This is a genomic window from Blautia sp. HA3515 (assembly GCF_059933065.1).
The window spans coordinates 1-21,174 of sequence record NZ_JAYFUY010000066.1 but is presented as its reverse complement, the minus strand read 5'-3'; the positions used below and the strand labels follow the sequence as shown (position 1 = coordinate 21,174).

25 protein-coding genes and 4 pseudogenes are annotated in these 21,174 nt (G+C 45.2%); 9 read left to right on the top strand and 20 right to left on the bottom strand.

Annotated elements, in window-relative coordinates:
* Window positions 1–258 (top strand): hypothetical protein (locus tag R1Y93_RS05305; protein ID WP_500821944.1); only part of this gene is annotated, 258 nt, incomplete at its 5' end.
* Between the two features lie 93 nt (window positions 259–351).
* On the opposite strand, the gene R1Y93_RS05300 is transcribed toward R1Y93_RS05305, so the two are convergent.
* From R1Y93_RS05300 to R1Y93_RS05255, 10 genes and pseudogenes are all read right to left on the bottom strand, one after another.
* Entirely contained in the window at window positions 352–576 is a 225-nt protein-coding gene (locus R1Y93_RS05300) for a hypothetical protein (RefSeq protein WP_500821943.1), read from the bottom strand.
* A gap of 235 nt (window positions 577–811) precedes the next feature.
* Window positions 812–1,108, bottom strand: coding sequence for a glycosyltransferase family A protein (locus R1Y93_RS05295; RefSeq protein ID WP_500821942.1), 297 nt, complete (start codon window positions 1,106–1,108; stop codon window positions 812–814).
* Window positions 1,109–1,175: 67 nt separating this feature from the next.
* The gene (locus R1Y93_RS05290) at window positions 1,176–1,523 is read right to left on the bottom strand and encodes a hypothetical protein (protein WP_500821941.1); all 348 of its coding nucleotides are present in this window, start codon (window positions 1,521–1,523) and stop codon (window positions 1,176–1,178) included.
* A 208-nt stretch (window positions 1,524–1,731) separates the two neighbouring features.
* Window positions 1,732–1,908: a type II toxin-antitoxin system PemK/MazF family toxin gene (locus R1Y93_RS05285; RefSeq protein WP_500821940.1), complete on the bottom strand. Its 177-nt coding sequence runs from the start codon at window positions 1,906–1,908 to the stop codon at window positions 1,732–1,734.
* Window positions 1,895–2,068 (bottom strand): hypothetical protein, encoded by a 174-nt coding sequence (locus R1Y93_RS05280; protein ID WP_173727103.1) that lies wholly within the window; start codon window positions 2,066–2,068, stop codon window positions 1,895–1,897. The genes R1Y93_RS05285 and R1Y93_RS05280 overlap by 14 nt, the downstream gene beginning before the upstream one ends.
* 270 nt (window positions 2,069–2,338) lie before the next feature.
* Window positions 2,339–2,758, bottom strand: coding sequence for a DUF2304 domain-containing protein (locus tag R1Y93_RS05275; protein ID WP_500821939.1), 420 nt, complete (start codon window positions 2,756–2,758; stop codon window positions 2,339–2,341).
* Window positions 2,759–2,772: 14 nt separating this feature from the next.
* Window positions 2,773–3,465 (bottom strand): glycosyltransferase family 2 protein, encoded by a 693-nt coding sequence (locus tag R1Y93_RS05270; protein ID WP_500821947.1) that lies wholly within the window; start codon window positions 3,463–3,465, stop codon window positions 2,773–2,775.
* Window positions 3,459–4,673: a glycosyltransferase family protein gene (locus tag R1Y93_RS05265; protein WP_500821938.1), complete on the bottom strand. Its 1,215-nt coding sequence runs from the start codon at window positions 4,671–4,673 to the stop codon at window positions 3,459–3,461. The genes R1Y93_RS05270 and R1Y93_RS05265 overlap by 7 nt, the downstream gene beginning before the upstream one ends.
* Window positions 4,674–4,745: 72 nt before the next feature.
* Window positions 4,746–6,426 (bottom strand): annotated as a pseudogene (locus R1Y93_RS05260) (acyl-CoA dehydratase activase).
* A 14-nt stretch (window positions 6,427–6,440) separates the two neighbouring features.
* Entirely contained in the window at window positions 6,441–7,346 is a 906-nt protein-coding gene (locus R1Y93_RS05255; RefSeq protein ID WP_500821937.1) for a 2-hydroxyacyl-CoA dehydratase subunit D, read from the bottom strand.
* A gap of 132 nt (window positions 7,347–7,478) precedes the next feature.
* On the opposite strand from R1Y93_RS05255, the gene R1Y93_RS05250 reads away from it, so the two are divergent.
* Entirely contained in the window at window positions 7,479–7,700 is a 222-nt protein-coding gene (locus R1Y93_RS05250) for a hypothetical protein (protein ID WP_500821936.1), read from the top strand.
* An 80-nt stretch (window positions 7,701–7,780) separates the two neighbouring features.
* Here R1Y93_RS05250 and R1Y93_RS05245 read toward each other — a convergent pair.
* The 8 genes and pseudogenes from R1Y93_RS05245 to R1Y93_RS05210 form a co-directional block, all read right to left on the bottom strand.
* Window positions 7,781–8,901: pseudogene (locus R1Y93_RS05245) on the bottom strand (amylo-alpha-1,6-glucosidase).
* A complete protein-coding gene (locus tag R1Y93_RS05240; protein WP_500821935.1) occupies window positions 8,825–9,676 on the bottom strand; it encodes a glycogen debranching enzyme N-terminal domain-containing protein in 852 nt (283 codons plus the stop codon). The pseudogene R1Y93_RS05245 and the gene R1Y93_RS05240 overlap by 77 nt, the downstream one beginning before the upstream one ends.
* An 83-nt stretch (window positions 9,677–9,759) precedes the next feature.
* Window positions 9,760–10,637: pseudogene (locus R1Y93_RS05235) on the bottom strand (sugar ABC transporter permease).
* Window positions 10,637–11,323, bottom strand: coding sequence for an ABC transporter permease subunit (locus tag R1Y93_RS05230; protein ID WP_500821933.1), 687 nt, complete (start codon window positions 11,321–11,323; stop codon window positions 10,637–10,639). Before R1Y93_RS05230 ends, R1Y93_RS05235 begins: the two are co-directional and overlap by 1 nt.
* Window positions 11,324–11,350: 27 nt before the next feature.
* Window positions 11,351–11,473, bottom strand: a complete 123-nt coding sequence (locus tag R1Y93_RS05225) for a hypothetical protein (RefSeq protein ID WP_500821931.1) — start codon at window positions 11,471–11,473, stop codon at window positions 11,351–11,353.
* A gap of 157 nt (window positions 11,474–11,630) precedes the next feature.
* A complete protein-coding gene (locus R1Y93_RS05220) occupies window positions 11,631–11,774 on the bottom strand; it encodes a hypothetical protein (protein ID WP_500821930.1) in 144 nt (47 codons plus the stop codon).
* Between the two features lie 341 nt (window positions 11,775–12,115).
* On the bottom strand, window positions 12,116–12,466 hold the full coding sequence (locus R1Y93_RS05215) for an extracellular solute-binding protein (protein WP_500821946.1): 351 nt from the start codon (window positions 12,464–12,466) through the stop codon (window positions 12,116–12,118).
* A gap of 319 nt (window positions 12,467–12,785) precedes the next feature.
* Entirely contained in the window at window positions 12,786–13,385 is a 600-nt protein-coding gene (locus R1Y93_RS05210) for an extracellular solute-binding protein (RefSeq protein WP_500821928.1), read from the bottom strand.
* Between the two features lie 269 nt (window positions 13,386–13,654).
* On the opposite strand from R1Y93_RS05210, the gene R1Y93_RS05205 reads away from it, so the two are divergent.
* The 7 genes from R1Y93_RS05205 to R1Y93_RS05175 all read left to right on the top strand — a co-directional run bounded on the left by R1Y93_RS05205 (window position 13,655) and on the right by R1Y93_RS05175 (window position 17,252).
* Window positions 13,655–14,407 carry a copper homeostasis protein CutC gene (locus R1Y93_RS05205; protein WP_500821927.1) on the top strand — a complete coding sequence of 251 codons (753 nt, stop codon included), beginning with the start codon at window positions 13,655–13,657 and terminating at the stop codon, window positions 14,405–14,407.
* 11 nt (window positions 14,408–14,418) lie between these two features.
* A complete protein-coding gene (locus R1Y93_RS05200) occupies window positions 14,419–14,991 on the top strand; it encodes a transglutaminase-like domain-containing protein (protein WP_500821925.1) in 573 nt (190 codons plus the stop codon).
* Window positions 14,992–15,023: 32 nt separating this feature from the next.
* Complete coding sequence (locus tag R1Y93_RS05195; RefSeq protein WP_500821924.1) at window positions 15,024–15,152, top strand: hypothetical protein; 129 nt, start codon at window positions 15,024–15,026, stop codon at window positions 15,150–15,152.
* A 168-nt stretch (window positions 15,153–15,320) separates the two neighbouring features.
* Window positions 15,321–15,515: a hypothetical protein gene (locus R1Y93_RS05190; RefSeq protein ID WP_500821922.1), complete on the top strand. Its 195-nt coding sequence runs from the start codon at window positions 15,321–15,323 to the stop codon at window positions 15,513–15,515.
* 153 nt (window positions 15,516–15,668) lie between these two features.
* Window positions 15,669–16,361 carry a transglutaminase-like domain-containing protein gene (locus tag R1Y93_RS05185; protein ID WP_500821921.1) on the top strand — a complete coding sequence of 231 codons (693 nt, stop codon included), beginning with the start codon at window positions 15,669–15,671 and terminating at the stop codon, window positions 16,359–16,361.
* Window positions 16,309–17,007 (top strand): hypothetical protein, encoded by a 699-nt coding sequence (locus tag R1Y93_RS05180; RefSeq protein WP_500821920.1) that lies wholly within the window; start codon window positions 16,309–16,311, stop codon window positions 17,005–17,007. Before R1Y93_RS05185 ends, R1Y93_RS05180 begins: the two co-directional genes overlap by 53 nt.
* Before the next feature lie 44 nt (window positions 17,008–17,051).
* Window positions 17,052–17,252, top strand: coding sequence for a hypothetical protein (locus tag R1Y93_RS05175; RefSeq protein WP_500821918.1), 201 nt, complete (start codon window positions 17,052–17,054; stop codon window positions 17,250–17,252).
* Window positions 17,253–17,376: 124 nt separating this feature from the next.
* Here the strand turns inward: R1Y93_RS05175 and R1Y93_RS05170 are convergent.
* Window positions 17,377–18,869: pseudogene (locus R1Y93_RS05170) on the bottom strand (C69 family dipeptidase).
* 148 nt (window positions 18,870–19,017) lie between these two features.
* The gene (gene mgtE, locus R1Y93_RS05165; protein ID WP_500821945.1) at window positions 19,018–20,463 is read right to left on the bottom strand and encodes a magnesium transporter; all 1,446 of its coding nucleotides are present in this window, start codon (window positions 20,461–20,463) and stop codon (window positions 19,018–19,020) included.
* Window positions 20,464–21,174 lie beyond the last annotated feature (711 nt).

Here is a 21,174-nt window from a genome sequence, read left to right as displayed (position 1 = left end):
AGATCTTTGATCAGAAACTGGATTTCTCATGATATCCTGGGAAGTTCCATGTCTGAAACCCATTATGTTATCTCCCGTTTTTATCAGGAATATGCTTCTTCTGTATCAGAAGAGAATCAAAAAATCCTGAAATTATTCGGGACAGACCAAAAAGGACTTATCATCTGGTGGAAGCGTCTTACTTATAGACCTCATCTTCGTCCAACAGCTGGCGGTCGACTTGCCCTGAAGATCTGTTTTTTCCTGAACAGATACTAAAATATTAAGAAACATTGAGCGAACAAAAACCTTCAAATCACTGTGTGAATCATTTATCACTTTCAGTAATTTGAAGGTTTTCTTTTTTATTCGTTACTTTTCATAACTCTTATATCCGATCTTATAGAACCGCATCAAAAGCTTCACCACCGGTGCCGGCCAGAACTTCCCGAACATCTCCAGTTCTTCCCTGGTCTTTTCCTGATTCTTCAGGCAGGCCTTTGTAGTGGCGCCATCGTGTATCCTATAGTAGAACAATTCTTTAGGAATATAGGTAAATCTTCCCTTTTCCTGGCGATCTGGACAAACACATCCCAATCCAGTGCGTAATGATAGCCAGACTGGAAAATACTTTTCCCAAGTATGGCCTTATGATAGCATACAGACGGACAGCAGATCCCGTTTCCCAGTGACTGCACTCCTAGCTTGACCCAGCGCTTATCTGCCAGACACGAAATCCGTAGGGGCAGCTTCATGATCTGCTTGATCAGAAGACTTACATCCCACCGAACCTGCTGGTGCTGGTTAATAATGCGGTAATCCGTCATGGCGATCAGCGTATCCGCGGATGCTTTCCCAGATACTGATCCATATATTTCAGATAATCCCGATGATAAATATCATCCTGATGGGTAATGGTCACGTATTCTGTCTCAGCCTGGTCATAGGCATAATTCCAGTCATCCTGCAGGCTGCTGGTGCCTTCTCTCACGTAATATGGCAGGTGATATTTCTCTGCCAGATCACGAATGTAGTCACTGGGTGTGGATGTACATACGATCACCCTGGACTTTACCGACTGCTGTACTACAGACCGGATGCTTTTCTCAAGATATAGGGGATTGCCCATATGCACATACTGCAAATGTATGACTGATCATAAGCCTCTAACCTGCCTTTTGTCTTGATTTCTCCACCTATTTGCATTTTGTCTTCACAAAAGCAACAATGTCATCATTTTTATCCATCACATTACTATCTGCTTCTAATTTTTCAATAGATTTCCAAGCATATTTCTTACCGTCCAGTTCAAAAATATCACCTTTCATGCATTCTGGTACATCATTCAATGCAAGACTGTACAGTATATGTTTATATTGCTTATACACTTGATCACTTTCAGAATATTTACAATGGAGAGCACTGGTAACGTATGATGTTGTAACTTGCATTTTAACCAAATCACTTGCATGCTTATCTATATTTTCCTTGTTTGGATTCTTCTGTTCGGTAATATGGAAATAACCAGCATTTCCATCTCTCATCATAAACCTGCAAATACTTACCCGTCGGATTTGTAATAGCCAATAGAGAAAATTCATGATATTTTTCTGACAAATGTTCTGTAACCAACTGCGTTATTCTCAATAGGTCACTTTCAGACAAATCACCGATTTTCTTTTCCATTCGCCATTCATCCATTTGAATGATCCTGTCAATTCTTGCCCATGATTCTCTTGTCAATCCAGCTTCTTACCAATCATCAATTCTAATACTGTACGGATTTTTCTTAGCTTTACTCGTAACCATCATGGCAAGAACAGCAATGGTATTTTTATCAATGACAATCGCTGGCCTGCGCTTTGATACTTTTATCTCCTGAAATGGGAACTGAGTCCACCATACTTCACCCAAATTATATTTTCCCATCTTTTTTCTCTCCTTGTTTATAAATCTCATCCCACTGATCTTCTTGCATCCACTCATCATCTAACGCTATATCATCTGCCTTCTCAGCACTTGCATATAGTCTGTCTCTATTTAATTCAATAAAACGCTTGAAATCATTTATCTCTTTTACCATTTTCATGAATGCTCCTTTCCTATCAATGTGACAATTGATAAATTTCCATTTCCTTATCAAAGCAAGGCATATAAAGTAGTGTATCACATAATTTTATCCGTAACAATCATTTTCTATCAGTTATTCTACTTACCAAAATTTCAAAAATAAGTTACACCGTTTGTTTATATTGGTCTAAGATCCAACGGAATTAAAAACAAAAAATCGCCATGCTATAGTCTTGGCAGGCCATCTCACAGCGATTCGATTCCATATAATTATTTCTGCTTTTCTTTCTCAGGATGGCTTTCCTGATTCCCCCTCTATCTCTCCCTCACGTTCTTCCAGCTCACGGGTGATCTCCTCATCGTCATTCAGGCGGCGGTTGGCTGCCTTGGAGCGAAGCGCCACTTCGGCGGACAGGATAGAGATCTTCTCCTCCAGCTGGGACACGATAAGTGATAAGGTAAAGATCTTTTCCACCAGAAGGAAGATGATGATCACAAACACCAGGTTAGAGGGTGACATAAAGCCAAGATGCTTGCTCAATTCAAAGCAGATTTCCGGAAAAATGGCAAGGATAAGCAATACCGCTGCAAAAAAGATCCAGAAAATGGCATCTTCCATTTTGACCTTGAACTTCCGGATCTGCCGCAGGATCCAGATCACTGTGATCAATGCTGCTACTACCAGCAGCGCCCTTAATGTAATGGTCATGGTCTACTCTCCTTTCACCTTTTCCGTACCCACTGGAACAGCAGGATAGAGAAAAGCATTTTCATCATATACCACACGGAATTTTTGAAATTCAGGTAGCTGACTCCTGCAATACGTTCAGACATGTGTACCTGCACCTCACGAATATCAACTCCACAGTTCAACAGGTATGCCAGGGTATCCGGCTCCGGGCTGTAATGCATATTATAACCGAAATGCTTGATCATCTTCTTGTTGAACAGGCGCATGCCGGAGGTCACATCCCCGATATACTTGCCGCCTGTGGTCAGCCAGATGGCTGTTGTAATGATCTGGCTGCCGATCATACGTGAGTTGATAGGCTTACGCTCTGTCTTGAATCTGGAGCCGATCACGATATCACAGCCGGTCCGCTCCATCTCATCGATCATATCTGCAATATATGCGGGATCATGCTGTCCGTCTCCGTCCAGCTGCAATACATAGTCATAGCCGTAATAATTGGCATAGCGCATGCCGCTTTTCACTGCTCCGGAAAGCCCGGTATTAACCGGAAGATCCATAAAATTATAGCCTCTTCGGGCACAGATCTTACGTGTATCGTCGGTGGAGCCGTCATTGATCACCACATAATCATACTGGGGATAATTCTGGATCAGATTGTCCACCACTGTTTCTATACATCCAGCCTCATTGTAGGCAGGAATGATAATGAGTATTTTCATAATTCTCCTTGCTGCTTAGCTGTCTTCGTATGTCTGTATTTTTCTTCGATCTTAAGAAGCTCCCTGGCTCTTGCCTCAAAGGAATACTGCTCCCGGATCAGAGGCCACTGCTTCGCCACCTTCTCTTTGATCTCATCATAATGTATCTCCAGCTGCATGATGCAATCATCAAACTCTTCTTTATTATTATAGTAAAGAACTGCGTCCGGAAAGATCTCCTTCAGTTCTTCACAAGAATCTGAGATCACAGGCAATCCGCAGGCCAACGCATCAAAAATACGGTTGTTTACAAACTGATAATCCAGCATATCCTTCCAATGGTCATTCAAGGTAGCCTTTGCACTGCGGTACAGATCCGGGATCTGACTGTTCTCAATGGAGGTATCCTGAACCATGCCCTTATTCTGTCCCAGCATAGCCTTCCAGCCGCTGCCCCAGATCTTAAGAGGAAGCTGGTTCTGGGCAGACCAGATCACGCATCGTCTGGCAACACCTCTGGAATTGCCTATAAAAATATAGTCTCCCTTAGCCTGTACTGCGCTCTGGTCATCTCCGGACTCCTCCGCCGGATAAAACAATTCTGTATCTGTACACTGAAGGAGAGGCAGTACCGGCACTTTTACCTTTTCCTGCAGACATTTGGCATAGTAATTAGAGCTTACACATACTACGTCATATAATTCATATTCCTCCGGAGTGATCATCTCCGGATGGCTGATATTCCACATAATGTACAAACATCTGGCATTCCGTCTGTCAGGTCTGTAGAAATGACAGCCGCGGAGCACCAGCACCACATCTGCGTCTTCCTCGCAGCCCCAGTCCTCCCTGGTGTCTACCACTGTGTACACGCCAAGTCTGTCCAGATAGCGCTTCAGAGTCACTGCATATGCGTAATCTCCCCAGCGTACCTTTACCGGTCCTTCCGGTGCCGGACACTTGATCACCCACAACGGCCTGCCTGCAGCTTCTGTGTGAAGCTGGGCATTACGCGCCGGCCAGTCATCCCTGCGTCTGAACTCCTGCTCAATAAAGGCCTTCAGCTCTTCAATCGCTTTTGTCTGGGCAAGAGATGCTTTCTGAAGATCTCCGATCACCTTGCTCTGACGTTTATTTTCTTTTTCCATATCGCCAAGCTTCTTATCCAGGTAAGTCCTCGGCACCGGAACAATCCTTCTCAGCTTGTTCTTAATGGAAGCCCAAATCCCCATAATGCTACTCCTTAACACTTTATAGGTCACATTATACCCAATCCGGCTCTTTAGTGCAATGCTTTTCGCCTTTCAGGCCTGCTCCACCATATCAGCAGCAAAAAGTGCGGCTCCAAGTGCACCGCAAAGCTGTGCCTGTTCGCTGATCACAAGCTTTGTGCCCAGCCGTTCTTCCAGGGTTTTTACAAGACCCTGATTCCTGGAAACACCGCCGGTCATCATATATTTTTCTTCTCCGCCTACCCGCTTTACAAGGGCTGCTGTCTTGGCAGCCACCGCCTTATTAAGGCCATGGACAATATCATCTGTTTCTTTATTCTGGGCGATCAGGGAAACCACCTCGGATTCGGCAAAAACCGTACACATACTGGAAATAGTAATGTCTTCTTTATATTGGATGCCGCAATTTCCAAGCTGGTCCAGGCTCATCTCCATAGTTCTGGCCATCATCTCAAGAAAACGGCCGGTTCCGGCAGCGCATTTATCATTCATAACAAAATTCACTACATTTCCCTGCTCATCCAGTCGGATCACCTTGCTGTCCTGTCCTCCGATATCCACCACAGTACGCACAGCAGGATCCAGATAATGGGCTCCTCTTGCATGGCAGGTGATCTCTGTAATACTTTTATCCCCATCCTGGATGGCTGTCCGCCCATATCCGGTAGTAACCAGGGCATCAATATCTTCTCTTGTAAGCCCTGCATCCTTCAGGGCCTCCTCCAGGGCACGTTCTGCGCCAATGGCAGCCCCTGCACCGGTAGGCAGGATGATCCCAGTTACGATTTGTCTGTTTTTATCCAGGATCACCACATCTGTGCTGGTGGATCCGCTGTCAATGCCTGCAAAATAACCTTTTCCCATTTTTCGTTCCTGTCCTTTCTGTTTCATCCTGCGCCAGGCTTTCTGCAAATGCCTCCAGTCTGGTAAGAAGCTGTCCGCTGCTCTGTATGGTGTAATCCGACTCGATCTTCAACAACGGCACTGCTGCATGCTGCTTTAGTTCTGCATATTCAAAGCTGTAAAAATCACAGAATTTTACTGTATGGTATATGATCCCTTTCAAACCTGGATCCTGGTACAGCTGTTTCCGGCCTGTATGGTCCATCATACGCATACATGGCATCTGCCCCAGAAGCTCTCCTGCATACCAGTCCATCAGCTTATCAAAATCCGCCTCTGCCGGCGGCTTTGCCTCTCCTACAGAACGATTATTTACACAGGAATCGTTCTCTACCGGATAAGGCATGGATTTCTGCACCATTTCATACAGTTCCTTGCCCATCCTGGCACCCATAACACTTAAATGGGCTCCTTTTTCTTTCACCGGCGGTACAAATGCCTTTGCAAATGCTTCCCTGCAAAACAGCTGCTGATAATCCTGTCCTTTATATTCTGCATATGCCTTTGCCAGGCCTTTCAGCTGAAGAGCAGTCCTCTCCCGGCTGCAGCAGCCTTCCCCATGCAGCATATCTACCATATAAAGGAAATCCAGCTTTCCCATATCTTCCAGCACATCATAAACGCTGCGGATGGTATCGCAGCAGTTCACAAGAACCAGCTCCTTCACCTGTCCTTCCATGACCGCTTCCAGCACAGCTTTCCCAAAGCCGCAGATATTGGGATGGACCATCTGTTCTGCAAGTTCAAAATCCCCCGGCATTCCATTCAGATTTTCGCAGCTGGCCCCCATTGCAGTCAGCAGTTCTATTGGCGTATATTTGCATACATAATATGTTTTATTATTATTCATCATGTCCTCACTTATTATGCCTGAAGCATTTCCAGAAAAGCCCCAAGTCTGGTTGCTGTCTGGCCTTCGCCTCCATGGCTTCTGTCACAGCCGTCACCATCCAGGATCAATAACGGGATTCCCTGCTCCTCAAACTTCTTTTTTGCGATCCTGGACGCGCCCAGCGTGTGCTTGCAGCCCCAGTGTCCAAACCATACAGCGCCATCTGCTCCCGCTTTTTTCGCATTTTTGATCCCATTTTCGATCCTGCGGGAAGCACTTCCGTTCAGTGCATGGTAAACCATCCTTGCCGCCATTGCTTCATAAGGCTTCCTGGGATCAAAATCGTATTCATCAAGATCAAAGGTATGTGCAAGCTCACAGCCTACGATCTGGGCTTTTTCCTGAAACATCAATTCTTTTTTTACTGCATCAGACCAGAAAGGAATGGTATGCATCCAGTAGATCTTCTTTCCTTTTGCAGGGCTTGCCTGTGAAACATCCTTTAACAGCCGGGCGGTATATTTCTCTTCCTCTTTTGTCCCAAGAAGAATGTTGTTGGTCATGCCTTCATACAGGGGAGTCACCAGATCCGTAGGAATACACCTGTCTTTTCTAAGAGACTGAAATCTGGATATGTTTTCCAGAGTGCGCCTGCTTATGCAAAGCCGCTCCTTCAGGCTGTCTTCATCAATGGGATGGCCTGTACACTTTTCCAGGAAAACAGCCAGCTCCTCCAATTGTTCTGCCACATACTTTACATTATCATGACTCTGCCCAAAGGGCACATCAATGGCAAAGACCGGAACCTGATACAGATCTGCCAGATAACGGAAGGTAAGAAGGTTTGCATCACAGACCAGATTGGTATAGACGATACACTTCGGTCTGGGAAGGATCCCCGGTCCGCTGCCCCGATAAAGGTTTTGTGATAGCTGCAAAGGGTCTCGGAAATCCCCTGATCCTCTGCCTGCTGAAGGCAGGCGCGCTCTGCTGCGGAGGCTGTAAGGTAACAGGAAAAAGCTTCCACATTGTATGGGCTAAGTCCCGCCTCATGAAGCAGCTCACAGGGTGTGAAAATGCTGACCACCGAACAATTTCCGGTCTTTTTAAGGGTGCCAGCATGGTGTTCATCATCAGATGAGCCAGATATCTGTGTGCAGGGATCAGCCTTTTATCCGGTGCAAAACGAAATTTCAGATTCTGGGCAGACCATCCGGTTTTCAAAAGCCATCTGGCCTTTGCAGGATCTTCGTTTCCAAATTTCTCTATATATTTTCCGTATGTCTCAATAATCTGCATCTTAATCTAGTCTCCAATAATTAATCTTGTCGCCAAAAAGAGGACTATTTTGGTAAATAGTCCCCTTCGGCATTTATTCTTCTATTAATTTATAAACTCTCACAATCTCGCCAACGCTCCAGGCCTGTGCGCAACAGCCTCTGGATGCCACTGGCCGCTCCCCGTCATAAATCTCTGCCAGATGAAACAGGCAGCCTTCTGTAAGCCATCCTTCCAAAAGATTCAGATCCTGCCCGGCATCTTCTTCTTTTCGCCGATTCCCTGGTCTTCTGCACAGGCAAGCACAGCCCTGTAATACGCTCCTAATGGGAAAGGTCCACACCGTTCCCTGATGGTAGGCTCTGTCCCTCTCCGGCTGACTGCCTCCATATACCGGATGGAATGCCGGGATCTCCGGATCCAAGGTACGAAGTCCAACCGGCGTATACAGTCTTTCCCGTACAGCCGCAAGCAGTCGTCTGCCTTGCTCTTTAGAAAGCATGGTATAAGGCATGGACAGGGCAAATACCTGATTGCAGCGGAACTGTTCTTCCTCTGCTGCCATCTACCACATCCTTCAGCCAGCCCTTGTCTTCCATCCAGAAGTTCTCCAGAAAGCTTTTCTTTACTGTGCTGGCCAGCTTCTGATAATCCCTGGCCTCCTGGCCTACAAGCGGTGACAGTTCCTCCAGGATCTTCAGTGCATTATACCAGTATGCATTGATCTCTACCGCCTTGCCATGGCGAGGCGTAGGAAGCTCATCATTGATCCGCACATCCATCCAGGTCAGCTGCTCTTTGCCCTCACCAGCCATAACCAGGCAGTCCCAGTCCATATGGATATGATAGTCTGTGCCTCTGCAATACCAGTATACGATATCTGCCATCACAGGATAGGCTTCTAAGAAATTCCTCATCATTGGTGGCTTTATAATATTCATACACACCATTGATAAATAAAAGCGGTGCATCTACTGTATTATAAAAGGGATCCTTATCACCTTCAGGAAACAGGTTGGGCATCAGCCCCTTCCTGCAATACATCATAAAGGTTTTCAGGATGCTTTTGCACTCCTCATACAGTCCAAGTGCCAGTGTGCACCCGGGAAGTGCGATCGTGGTATCTCTTCCCCAGTCCTCAAAATCTGGGAAACCTGCCAGGATCGTCTTTGCCGTTGCCTGTGGACTCTCTGTGTGCCAGGTACTGAAAAGCACTTGCTGCAAGCGTCTGCCCTGCAGTACTTTTCAGGCCACTGTGCCGAATCAGCCCCTGTCTGTCCTCTTCTGCGTGCCGGATCCATCCGGAAATAGTATTTGCATCGCATTCATCCACTCTCCGGTCCAGACTGTAGATCAGATAAAACTCCCTGGAATAATCGTCCATCTTAAAACAGATCTCATGATTTCTCTGCAGGGCTGTCCCTACTGAATCACGACCGTCTCTGGCATCCTGATCATAGTACAGATCCTGAGAAAATGCAATTTCTTTTTTTACAAGGGTGCCATTGTGCTTCTGATGAAGCACCAGGCCATTCCCTGCAATATAACTCTCTTCTACTGTAAATACCTGGTCTTTTGCAGGATTTTTTCTACCTTTTGGAACAAAGGCCAGAAGCGGAGACACATGAAGGATCACTTCTTTTGCTGTTTTCTGAGAAAGCTGATACCTGAGGGCAATGGTATCTTCCCCTGAAGCATAAACAGCTCCTTTTTTACAGATACGTCTCCCACCTGATAATACCAGGTGCAAACATCTCCATCTCGAGAGGCTTCCAGATAACGGAAGCCCTCCTGATTCTTTGTCCGGTTTACGTGTTCCTAGAAAGAAGCGGGTGTTTTTTCCCTGGATCTCCAGATATTCCTCTACATTGGAGATCAGACGTGCCCGCTTATTAGGCGCCTTCTCTGCTGCCATAAACAGTGCATGGTCATTCCTTGCTGTATCTCCGATCACAGTCAGGGAAGAATAACCACCCATCCCATTGGTCAAAAGAAAACATCGTTTCCTGGCCTCTTCTTAAATCCTGCCAGTGAAACCTGCACAGACTTACTTTCATAGCTTACCTCATCAGATCAGCCTTTAACAGCACCGGAAAGTCCATCCGAATAGTATCTTTGCATAAATACAAACAGGATCGCGATCGGAATGGAGATGCATACTGCACCTGCTGCAAAGCTGGTGTACCATTTATCAATATACTCTTTCTCAAGCATCTTCCACAAACCAACGCAGATGACCGTATAGCACTTGGCATTTGCACGAGCAGATTACCTTTTGCAAAGATGAAATCCAGCCATGGATTCAGGAAAGATGTAAGGACTGTATATACAATAATCGGTTTACTTAATGGTATGGTTACTTTTGTGAACACCTGGAATCTGGTAGCGCCATCAAGGTATGCTGCCTCATCCAGTGCCTTGGGAATGGTATCAAAGAATCCCTTTGCGATCAGAAATTCTATACCTGCGCCACCACTGTATACCAGGATCAGTGCCACACGGATCATAGCGCCGTCTGTCAGGTTCAGGACTTTCAGGATATAATATACGGCAACCATGGACATGAATGCAGGGAATAATTTCAGGATCATTGCCACATTCATATATGGTTTACGCATTTTGAAACGAAGTCTTGAAGTACAGTATGCCATGGAAAGTACAAAGAAAGTGGAAATCAGGCATACAAAGCAGGCAATAATAAATGTATTTTTAAACATCTGTGGGAAGTCAAGGTTCTGTGTATCCGTGAACAGCCGCACATAGTTTTGAAGGGTATATCCTTTCGGGAAAAATGTGGTAACATAGGATCCCTTCTGGGAACTGAAGCTAAGCAGTACGATCCACAGGATCGGGATAACCCAGATCACTGCCAAGACAGCCAGCAATACATGTACGATCGTATCGGAAATGATTCCTTTTCTCCGCATAGAACCTGTCTTTTTTTCTTTCATTATTGGAATCCCTCCTCATTCTTGTAAGAACCGCTGTTTCTGTATGTAACCAGTGATACGATAGCCAGGATCACGAATGTAAGGATACCTACAACTGCACCCACATTGAAATACTGCTGATCAACGGTCAGCTTGTACAGCCATGTTACCAGAAGATCGGTCTTACCTGCTGTATAGCCTACCGGAACCGGCTCGCCCTTAGTCAGGAGGAAGATCACGTTAAAGTTGTTGATATTTCCAGTAAAGGTTGTAATAAGGTATGGTGTTGTAACAAACAGCATGTATGGAAGGGTGATCTTAAAGAAGATGGTAACAGAATTGGCCCCATCCACTTTTGCAGCCTCATACAGGTCATTTGGAATATTCTGAAGGATACCGGTTACCTGCATCATGGTAAATGGAATACCGATCCACAGGTTGACCACGATAACTGTTACCCCTGCCCATGTAGGGTCAGACAAAAACGGCCAGCGGGCTGTTGATGATCCCTGCGTTCTGCAGCATAACATATGATCAGTCCACTCTCTCTTAACATACTTCTCATAAGAAGTAAGGATACAAACTGTGGAACTGCTGCGGAAAGCATGAAGCAGAATCTCCAGGAGCCTTTGATCCTTGTAGTTCTTCTTGTTGATGATGATCGCCAGCAGCATTCCAAGGATATAGTTCAGGAATGTTGCAAACACAGCCCATACCAGGGTCCATCCGAGTACTTATGACCAGAAGGTCTTGCCAATGGTGTTCCCCATGCCAAGCACAGTAGCAAAATTCTTCAGGCCTACCCAGTTAAACAGGGTCAGATGGTCGCCTACCTTACTGTAGCTGGTAAAAGCCATACAGATCATAAATACCAAAGGCAGGATAGTAAATACAAGAATACCTGTGATAGGCGGTGTAGAGAAGTGTCCAGTTGCAGCTTCTGATCAGAGCAGTCTTTTCAGATCCTCGCGGAAGCTGTTCACATGTTTGCCTTCTTTTGTGCGGCACTCTGCCTCATAGGCGCTCTTCATATTTGCCCGCCAGATTACGATGAACAGGCCTGTCAAAAACACGGTCAGCAACGCCGTAAAAAAGGAGAAACAGGATCGTCATATCTCCTGCTGTATATTCGTAGATTCCTTTAGCTTCATTCCACACTTCCTCCTGTGCATTTCCGCCCAGTGTAATGAAGTGTTTCCAGATTTGTGATACCGCTTGTCACCATCAACCAGATATATGCTGCTTCCCATGGCAAGGAACAGCAGACCCTTGATCACCTGCTTATGAGCAATGTTCCCAAATCCCATAAGGATCATGGAAAGCTCTGTGGCTGCATTTCCTTTGGTAATGGCCTTACTCTACCTTGTAAGGCTCATCAAATTCTTTTGCTTTTCTTTTTTCTGATCGCCATACTCTTCCCTCTTCTTTTTCATCACTAAGGGCATTGCCTCAATATCTATGTGGCAATGCCCTCAGGTCATTTCAGTTTATAAGTTTAATTATTCTTCAACTGCGGAGGTGTTCATGCTTGTGTTGAAATTCTCTGTCATTTCAGCAGCATTGTCATGAGTAACTTCTCCGTTTACAAGGGATTTACCAAAGTTCTCTGCCGGTGTCCAGTAGTTATTCATAGCTGTTACGAATGGCTGAATAATAGATGTTGTGTTGAATGTATCATTCTGTGCTGTTACAAGAGCGTCGCTGCTGATTGCCTCGTCTGCAAGAAGCTCTGTGTTGCAAGGAATCACACTTCTCATCTCATAGTGAGCTTTCTGTGCATCTGCGCTTCCAAGGTAGCTTGCAAGAGCTACAGCAACCTGTGGGTATTCGCAGTTCGGGTTTACACCGATTGCTTTGGATCCTGCAAAGGATTTCAGCTGTTTCTCTTCTCCGTTGATAGTAACGGTTGGAAGGAGATGTTACGCCAAAGTTATCGCCAAGTGCTTCTTTCACTGCTGCTGCATCCCAGGATCCTGAGAAGAAGCTTTGCATTGATAGAACCGTCACGAAAGATCCGGAAAGTCCGGATTCCGTCAGCATCGTTTGTGAAGTTTGGATTAGCAACAAGGTCTACCAGGTAATCTGTAACCTGTGTTCCTTTATCGCCGGAGAAGTCAACACCAGCTGCTTCATCTGTTCCGTCCTCACCAAACAGTGTACATCCGTTTGCTACATAGAAGGAAGCAATGTACCAGGAATCTGTAAGCTCTCGAAGGAAACCTTTCCTTTTTCAAGCATTGTATCAAGGTTCTTAACATCGTCATCGCTGAATACGGATTTATCATAGTACATAAACCATGTATTTGTTGTGAAAGGAACACCATATACTGCACCGTCAATGGATACAGAATCAACGATCTCCTGTGAGTTTGTTTCTTTAATAGCTGTCTCTGTGTCACCACCAAGTCTGGAAATTGCGTTAGAAGAAACCAGATCCGGCAGGTTGTCGTTTGCAAACATGTAAACATCTGCAGCGCCTTCAACGTCCTGTGTTACAGTAGCTTTTGCTTCGCCTTCTGGGCAAACGCCATACTCAAAAGTCAGATCCCAATTCGGATGAGCTTCATTGAACTGATCGCACATTGTCTGAAGCCACTGTCCGCTCTCCTCTGCCTGATCCTCTGAAGGTCCCCATACAGTAAGGGTGGCTGTGATCGCTTCCTCGTCAGAACTTGCTTCTTCTGCAGCTACCATATTCAGGCTTCCTGCTGTCATCATTCCTACTGTCATAGCAGCAGTCAGCATAACTGATACAACTTTTTTCTTCATACTAAAATATCCTCCTTATTATCTTACATATCCATGTCTGGATTGCTTCCTTTGATGGTGTTATTATAACAAGAAGGAACTTTGTATGAATATATGAAAAATCCAAGAATCATATAAATATTTTAAGTTTTTAGAATTGGATTTTATGCAATTATCCATGTTTACACCAGTTATCTCCAATGTTAAAATACAAAATAGCAATTTTATTTATGTTTAAATAGTAATTTTATTTATATTTATTGAAAGAATTTCTCAAGAGGATTTTTCTTATGGAAATGGAAAGCAATATACTTGAAGTATGTGTGGATTCCACAGAATCTGCCCTGGCAGCCCAGGAGGGTGGTGCATCCAGGCTGGAGCTTTGTGGTGATCTGGTGATTGGCGGAACCTCCCCCAGTCCCTGTCTTTTTCAGGAAGTACAGGCGGCTGTGGAGCTTCCTGTCCACATACTGATCCGTCCCAGATATGGGGACTTCTGTTATACTGAGCATGAATTTCATATCATGCTAAAGGAAATCGAAATGTTTCGCAAGCTTGGCGCCCAGGGAATTGTGATCGGTGTGCTGCATCCGGACGGAACTCTGGACCTGGCACGTATGAGACAGCTGATCCAATCAGCCTGGGATATGTCTGTTACCTTGCACCGGGCCTTCGATCTTTGTGCGGATCCTTTTGCTGCTATGGAACAGGCAAAAGAGCTTGGCATCCATACTATCCTGACCTCTGGCCAACAGAATAACTGTTGCCTTGGCAAAGAACTGCTTCGCCAGCTGGTCAGCCATGAAGATGGTCGTATCCGCATCATGGCAGGAGGCGGGATCAATCCACAGACTTTAAAAGATCTTTTGACTTACACCGGTGCCCGTGCCTGGCACATGTCCGGCAAGGCCCTTCTTCAAAGTCCTATGACTTACCGCAAAAATAATATTTCCATGGGTGCTGCATCCCTGGACGAATTTCAGATCCTGCGATACCAGTGCATCTCAGATTCGTCAGGCAAAAGAGATCCTGGCTCATCATAAGGAGGCTTATCATGTTTCTTGAAAATAACCGTTCCAGAATTGAAAAACAGTTTGAAACCTTTTGCCAGAAGCTGCCGGGTGTTGCAGTTCACATAAGCAAAAGAATGGACGCACTGAATCCGGATGTGGTTCTTGCGCTGAAATACCTTTATGTATGTATGCCCTATAGTGACGCAGGCAATTATTCTTTTGATACCTTTCTGGATTTTGCCTGGCAGGGGATTTACCTTTGGAAAAACTCTCCTTACAGATCCCAGCTTTCTGAAGAACTGTATCTGAATTATGTTCTTTTTCACAGGGTCAACGAGGAAGAGATCAAGCCTTGCCGTACCCTTTTCTGGGAAAAGATCAAGAAACGGATCCAGGGGCTTTCCATGAAAGAGGCCATCCTTGAGATCAACCACTGGTGCTGCCAGGAAGCTATGTACCAGTCCACAGACTGCCGCACCAGCTCTGCACTGGATGTTTACCGTCATGGTTTTGGCAGATGTGGGGAAGAGTCTGTATTTGCAGTAAATGTACTGCGAAGTGCAGGGATTCCTGCCAGAGCAGGTGTATGTGCCCAGATGGTCCCACTGCGATGACAACCATGCCTGGGTGGAGGTATGGTGTGACGGTGACTGGCATTATCTTGGTGCCTGGTGAGCCGGAGGCTGACCTGGATCTGGGGTTGGTTTACCAATGCAGCTTCAAGAGCCATGATGATCCGTTCCCGCTGGTTTCGACAGAACACCGACCGGAGTAACCAGGACGTGATCGGTATGGATGATGTGAATCTGATGCTGAACCAGCTTCCAGGCAGGCCCCACACCAAACGGATCACCATCCATGTAACAGATCTGGACGGATGCTCTGTCCCAGATGCGGAGGTCCGTGCTGAGGATCCTGAATTATTCCCAGTTTACCCCTGGTTTTGCCACGACTTAGAACCGATGCCAGCGGCTGTGTTTCTTTTGTTACAGGCCTTGGCAGTCTGCACATCTGTGCCGTTTACGGAGAAGCCTATGGTGAATGCCTGATCAATACCAGAGAGGATGACCATTTTGAGTGCATGCTGGGAGAAGGATTTCTTGAAGACGAGTGGGAAGACTTCGATGTGGCTGCCTGATGACACGGTAGGAAATTCTGAAACCATTTCCTGCAGACCTGGAAAAGTCGAAATAATGACCGGGTTGCTGCCGAGTCTGCCAAATGCAGACATAAAGCAGCCAAGTTCCAGCCTTTATGGCGCAACTGTCTTTTTGGCCACGAGCTGAAGGTAATGGAAGAACTGATGTCTGTTCTTTCCGAAAAAGACCAGAAGGATGTTTATCCTGAGATCCTGGACGAGCACTACAGAGAGGCCTCTGTATACGGCGAAATGTTCCCCAGAGATTTCTTCCTTCAATATATCTGGAATCCCAGGATCGATGATGAGATCCTGACCAAATGGCGTAGAAGCATTCTGGGCTATTTTTCACAGGAACAGCAGGATCAGTTCCGCAGCAAGCCTTTCCTGATCTGGCAGTGGATTGAAGAGAACATTCAGGAAAATGACCAACAAGAAAGAAGAACCGTTTATACAACCCCGGCTGCTGCCCTGCGTCTGAAAATTGCAGGAAGCCGATCCCGTGCCATTCTTTTTGTAGCAATTGCCCGTACCCTTGGAATCCCTGCAAGGCTGAATCCTGAGGACGGAGCCATGGAATACTGGGAAAACAAAGGTTTTGTACAGATTCATGAAAGCCGCAGGAAGGATGCCCGTCTTGTTATTACCGGTGAAGAGCAGTATGACTGGACCTATTCCAGGAACTGGGCCATTGCAAAGGCTGACAAGAACGGCTATCTTTTCTTCCAGCTGGAGGATATTCCCTGGCAGAAGACAGGTATCACACTGGATGTGAGAGCCGGGCTATTATCGGGTGATCACTTCCAACCGGCTGCCTTCCGGTACTATTTTCGCCAGCCGCTATGATTTTCATGTAGCGAAAGGGGAAACTCACAGGATTGCCCTTCGTCACAGAAATATCCATCCGGATCAGATGATGAGCTCTCATCCGATCCCGGATTTCACTTTAAGGGATCAGGCCGGCAATACGGATACTATTTCCCGGATCACAGATGGTCCGCGAAAGATCCTGTTCTGGTTAGATCCTGGCAAAGAGCCGACCCAGCATATTTTAAATGAACTTATAGAAATGAAAGATGATTTTTCAGCTATCCAGAGCCAGCTGATATTTATTCTGGAGAACAAAGAAGCTGCCAGGGAATCTGTGTTTAATCAATGTTTGCAGGCCTTCCCTAAGGCTGGAGTTTATTTTGCTCCTTTCGGAAAAGAAAAGGAAATGACTGCCAGAAAGATGTACACAGATTCTGACAAACTGCCTCTGATGGTGATCACAGACGGAACACTCTACCGGATGTTTTGCATCCGCAGGATATTCTGTAGGCATGGCAGACATGCTGTTGAAGATTTTCAGGTTGTAGTTTTTAAAAGCTATAATTATAAAGCATATCCTCATAATCATCAGTACTGGCAATTCCAAACTCTTTCTGTTAAAATAATCATACAGAAGGAGGAAAAGTCTACATCCTTACAAAACCGAGTACTGAACTTATAGCAGAAAAAACAAGAGCTATACTATATGCACTGGCAGATAAGTTTTTGGATAAGTCAGATTTGGATGAGATCAGGGAGGTAATGCGAATGACCAGACTGGGACAGATGCTAATGGACGATGGCATGGAAATCAAAGAAATAGAAAACATCAAAAAATTAATGAAAAACACGAACTGGACTATCGAGCAAACAATGGATATGCTTGAAATTCCAGAAGAAAAAGAGATAAGTACCGCAAAACAATAGATCAGGGCAATTAACAACATCAGACCGCCACATTGACATTTTATACAAATCAATGAGGCAGTATGTATTTACGTATGTGTTTACATATGTGTTTCGTATTTTTATCCTTTTAGGTGCTCACTCTTTAAGCATCTGATCTTGAATAGGAATTCCGCATCTGACTGCTCAGTTCAAACAACACCTTATCCAGGGTATCTGCTGTCTCTCGCTTTAACATATCTGCGATCTGCTCATTTCCCTCTTTCTTAAGCTCCATCTGTCTCTTCGTATCTGTTTCTTTTGCAAGCAGACGGTCATATCTGCAGATCAGTTCATGACCTTTGGCCATTACCTTTTCCTGATAACGCTCAATATGGAATACTGATTTTTTGTCAGGAAGCATCTGCCATAGCTGCGATCAGACGGCTGGACCCAGTAGAAGTTATCTGTGGAAACCTGCCCTGTGGTATTGGAAAGGTATTCCGGTGTTTCTTCGATATCTGCGTAAAATGGCACAAGTACGTTCCGGATGCAGCTGGAAGCAAAAGCCACCCATTCCAGCGTATTATGGGATTTCTCCATGCCCGGGCGCATCTGGATCACAGACAGGAAATCATTTCGATTAATGCCAATAGAACGGTAAGCTCCCTTCATGGACGGATCTCCATAAGCACCGTATGGGTCATATGGTGTTCCCTGAAAATGAGAGGAAAGTACATACTTCACATCCTCTACTGTCACTTTTTTCTCAGGAACCAGGCACCAGGGAATGTCATCCGATGCAGGTGTATAGTCCGCATCTGCTCCATCCCATTTATATGTATGAGGATTCAGATAACGCTCCATGATCCAGGCTCTTGGCGTATTGTAAACATGGTCTGCGTCATCATGGCTGCCAAAGGCATCTCTTGGATTCAGCACTCCGTCCCAGGACAGATCCAGATGATTCTCATTAATAAAATTCCCGCATATCAGAAGAACACATATATTCCTTCTCAGTGGAAAGAGCATCCTCAAGATCAAACCGATCCAGACCCAGCTGATTCGGCATAACTACATACACGTCATCCGGCACACGGCGAGCGATCCAGTGATGGCCGCCAATAGTCTCCAGCCACCAGATCTCATCCTGATCCTGGAATGCGATCCCGTTCATCTCGTAGGTGCCATACTTCTTCCAAAAGACTCCCCAGACGCTTCACCCCTTCTCTGGCGCTGCGAATATAAGGAAGTACAATATAAACCAAGTCTTCTTCTCCCAGCCCTCCCGGGATTTCAGGTGTATCCTCACCTGCCGGCTGATAGGTCACCAGCGGATCTGCACCAAGAACACGAGGATTGGAGGTGATCGTTTCTGTAGCTGTCATGCCTACGCCAGCTTCATTCACGCCGCTTGCAGCCCAGATCCCCACTCCTTTTACTGCGTTTGGCATAGCTGTATACCTCATAGGATCAGATGGCAGCTCCACTTCTACATGAGAAAGCTCTGATCTGTATTTCACAGGCTGATCCTCTGGATGGATCACCACAAATTTCTTTGGTGTAAAATGTCCGGAGCCTGAATCGTCATTCCTGGCGATCATAGTGGATCCTGGCATAAGATGCTTTTTTCCCAACTAATATAGTCGTACAACCCATTATAATTTCTCCTTTTCCTTAGAACTGAAAGTGTATCCACATTTTTGCACAAAGATACAGAGGATATCCACATTCTTGCATGAGTTTCCAAAATAAATCCACATTCTTCTACAAATTTCTGAACATCTGCCTGCATGAGGCATTCTCCTTATCCTGCCAGGTGCAGTACCTGGATCAGGAAAATCCAGCCAAGTCCATAATAAGTAACAACAGCCACAAGGTCGTTCACCGTAGTGATAAGCGGTCCTGATGCAACTGCAGGGTCAATATTGATCTTCTTGAAGAACAGCGGAATACATGTACCTACTGCACTGGAGATCAACATTGCCAACAGCAAAGCCACGCCGATACATCCGGAAACTGCATAGGAAAACAGCAGGGTTTTCCCTTTAAAGAGGTAAATATAAAGCCCGATCACAGCAAAGGACAATATACCAAGAAGACCGCCGTTACATAAACCGATCTTCATCTCTTTAAATACCAGTTCCACCTTCTGCTTGCCAGTCAGAGACTCATCCATCAGTACGCGGATGGTAACAGCCAATGACTGGGTACCAACATTACCGGCCATGTCCAGGATCAGTGACTGAAATGCCATAATGATAGGCAGCTGGGTAACTACATGCTCAAATGCTCCAACCACAGAAGATACTACCATACCCAGGCCCAGAAGAACGATCAGCCAAGGCATACGTTTCTTCATACTTTCCTTAAGCGGCTCCTTCAGATCCTCCTCTGCAGTCAAGCCGGCGAACATGGCGTAATCTTCACCCATCTCATCATCTACCAGATCAATGATATTGGCAGATGTGATCACACCCAGAAGCCGGTTGTCATTATCCAGCACAGGAACAGAATCCTCGGAATAATCCTTCAGTTTTTCGATACAATCATCAATATCCTCTTCCGCATACACATATGGGTAAGAAGTAACCACCAGATCCTCAAGTGCCCGGTCCTGCCTGGCAATGATCAGATCCTTCAGGTCAATGGCTCCGTAAAACTTCTGCTGCTCTGTTACCACAAACAATGTAGAGATATTGTCGTTCTTGGCCGCCTGCTCTACCAGGCTGCTCATTGCCTGCTTCACAGTCAGATTCTCACGGATAATGATACAGTTGGTGGTCATCTTGCTTCCGATCTCATCATCATCAAAAGAGGCGATCACTTCAATATCATGACGTACTTCATCATCCATCAAATCCAGAAGAAGACGTTTTTTCGCCTTATCGATCTTGTGCAGCACTTCCACAAGGGCATCTGTCTCCATCCTTGAAAGGATCGCAGCCCCTTTCTTCACGTCTATTTCCTTCAGGTATTCTGCCGCATTATCTGAATCTGTATACTCAAAAATATCTGACAGCATATCCATATCCAGGATACGGTACAGCTTGCATCTTTCCTGTACGGTCAGTTCCGGCATAACTTCTGCCAGGTCATTTGCATGATAATCTTCCAGCCTGCTGCACATAACAGCAGGGGATGTATTGCTTCTGATAACTTTCAGGATCTCTCCGGTATAATCTGCGTTCTTTTTTCCATCCTCTTTCCTCCATTTCCGGCAAAGGGGCAGGGCATCCCCTTCCTTAGCCATTTTCTGCTGTAAATGGACACCAAAATAAAGCAGATCTGTCTTCCGCTTCTGAAAATGCTGACGTTCAAGAATACCTCTCGGCATTCTTGCTGCGAAATGTGTGTCATCTCACATCGGATATAATTTATCTTCAGGGATTCATGGGATAAGAAAAAAAGAATTGATAGAATTAAAACAGAACAGAAGAACAGTGCTGCTTCAAGGGTATCAAATTTTCCCATCCTATGCTACTACTATCGCCCATGAGAATCACAACTGCCCACTCTGTTCACCTGCCTTTTTTCTGAAATAAGAATGTCTGACATTATATGTAAAAAATCCACATCATTAATATCATTCCATTACACAAGACATTCTATACGCTTTTTTCAAAAAAATCAATGACTAAAACTTGTTTTTATATAGATTTTCTTGTTTTATTACATTATACTTTTACTATTGAAACTAATTACACAATAGATACAATTTTTCGGAGGTTTTTATGATAAATAGTACAGATTTTGAGCCAGCGATCCGTAAATGCACCCAGAAGATCTGGATAAGATCATGAAGCTGCAGGAGCATATCTGCCAGACTATGGAAGATACCCGCCTTTTTTGTTTCCACCAGCCGTGAAGAAAACAGGGATTATCTTATCTATCCCAATACCATCCTGGGAGTATTTGACGGAGAAAAGCTAATAGCCTATGGTTCCCTTTGTTTCCCAAATAG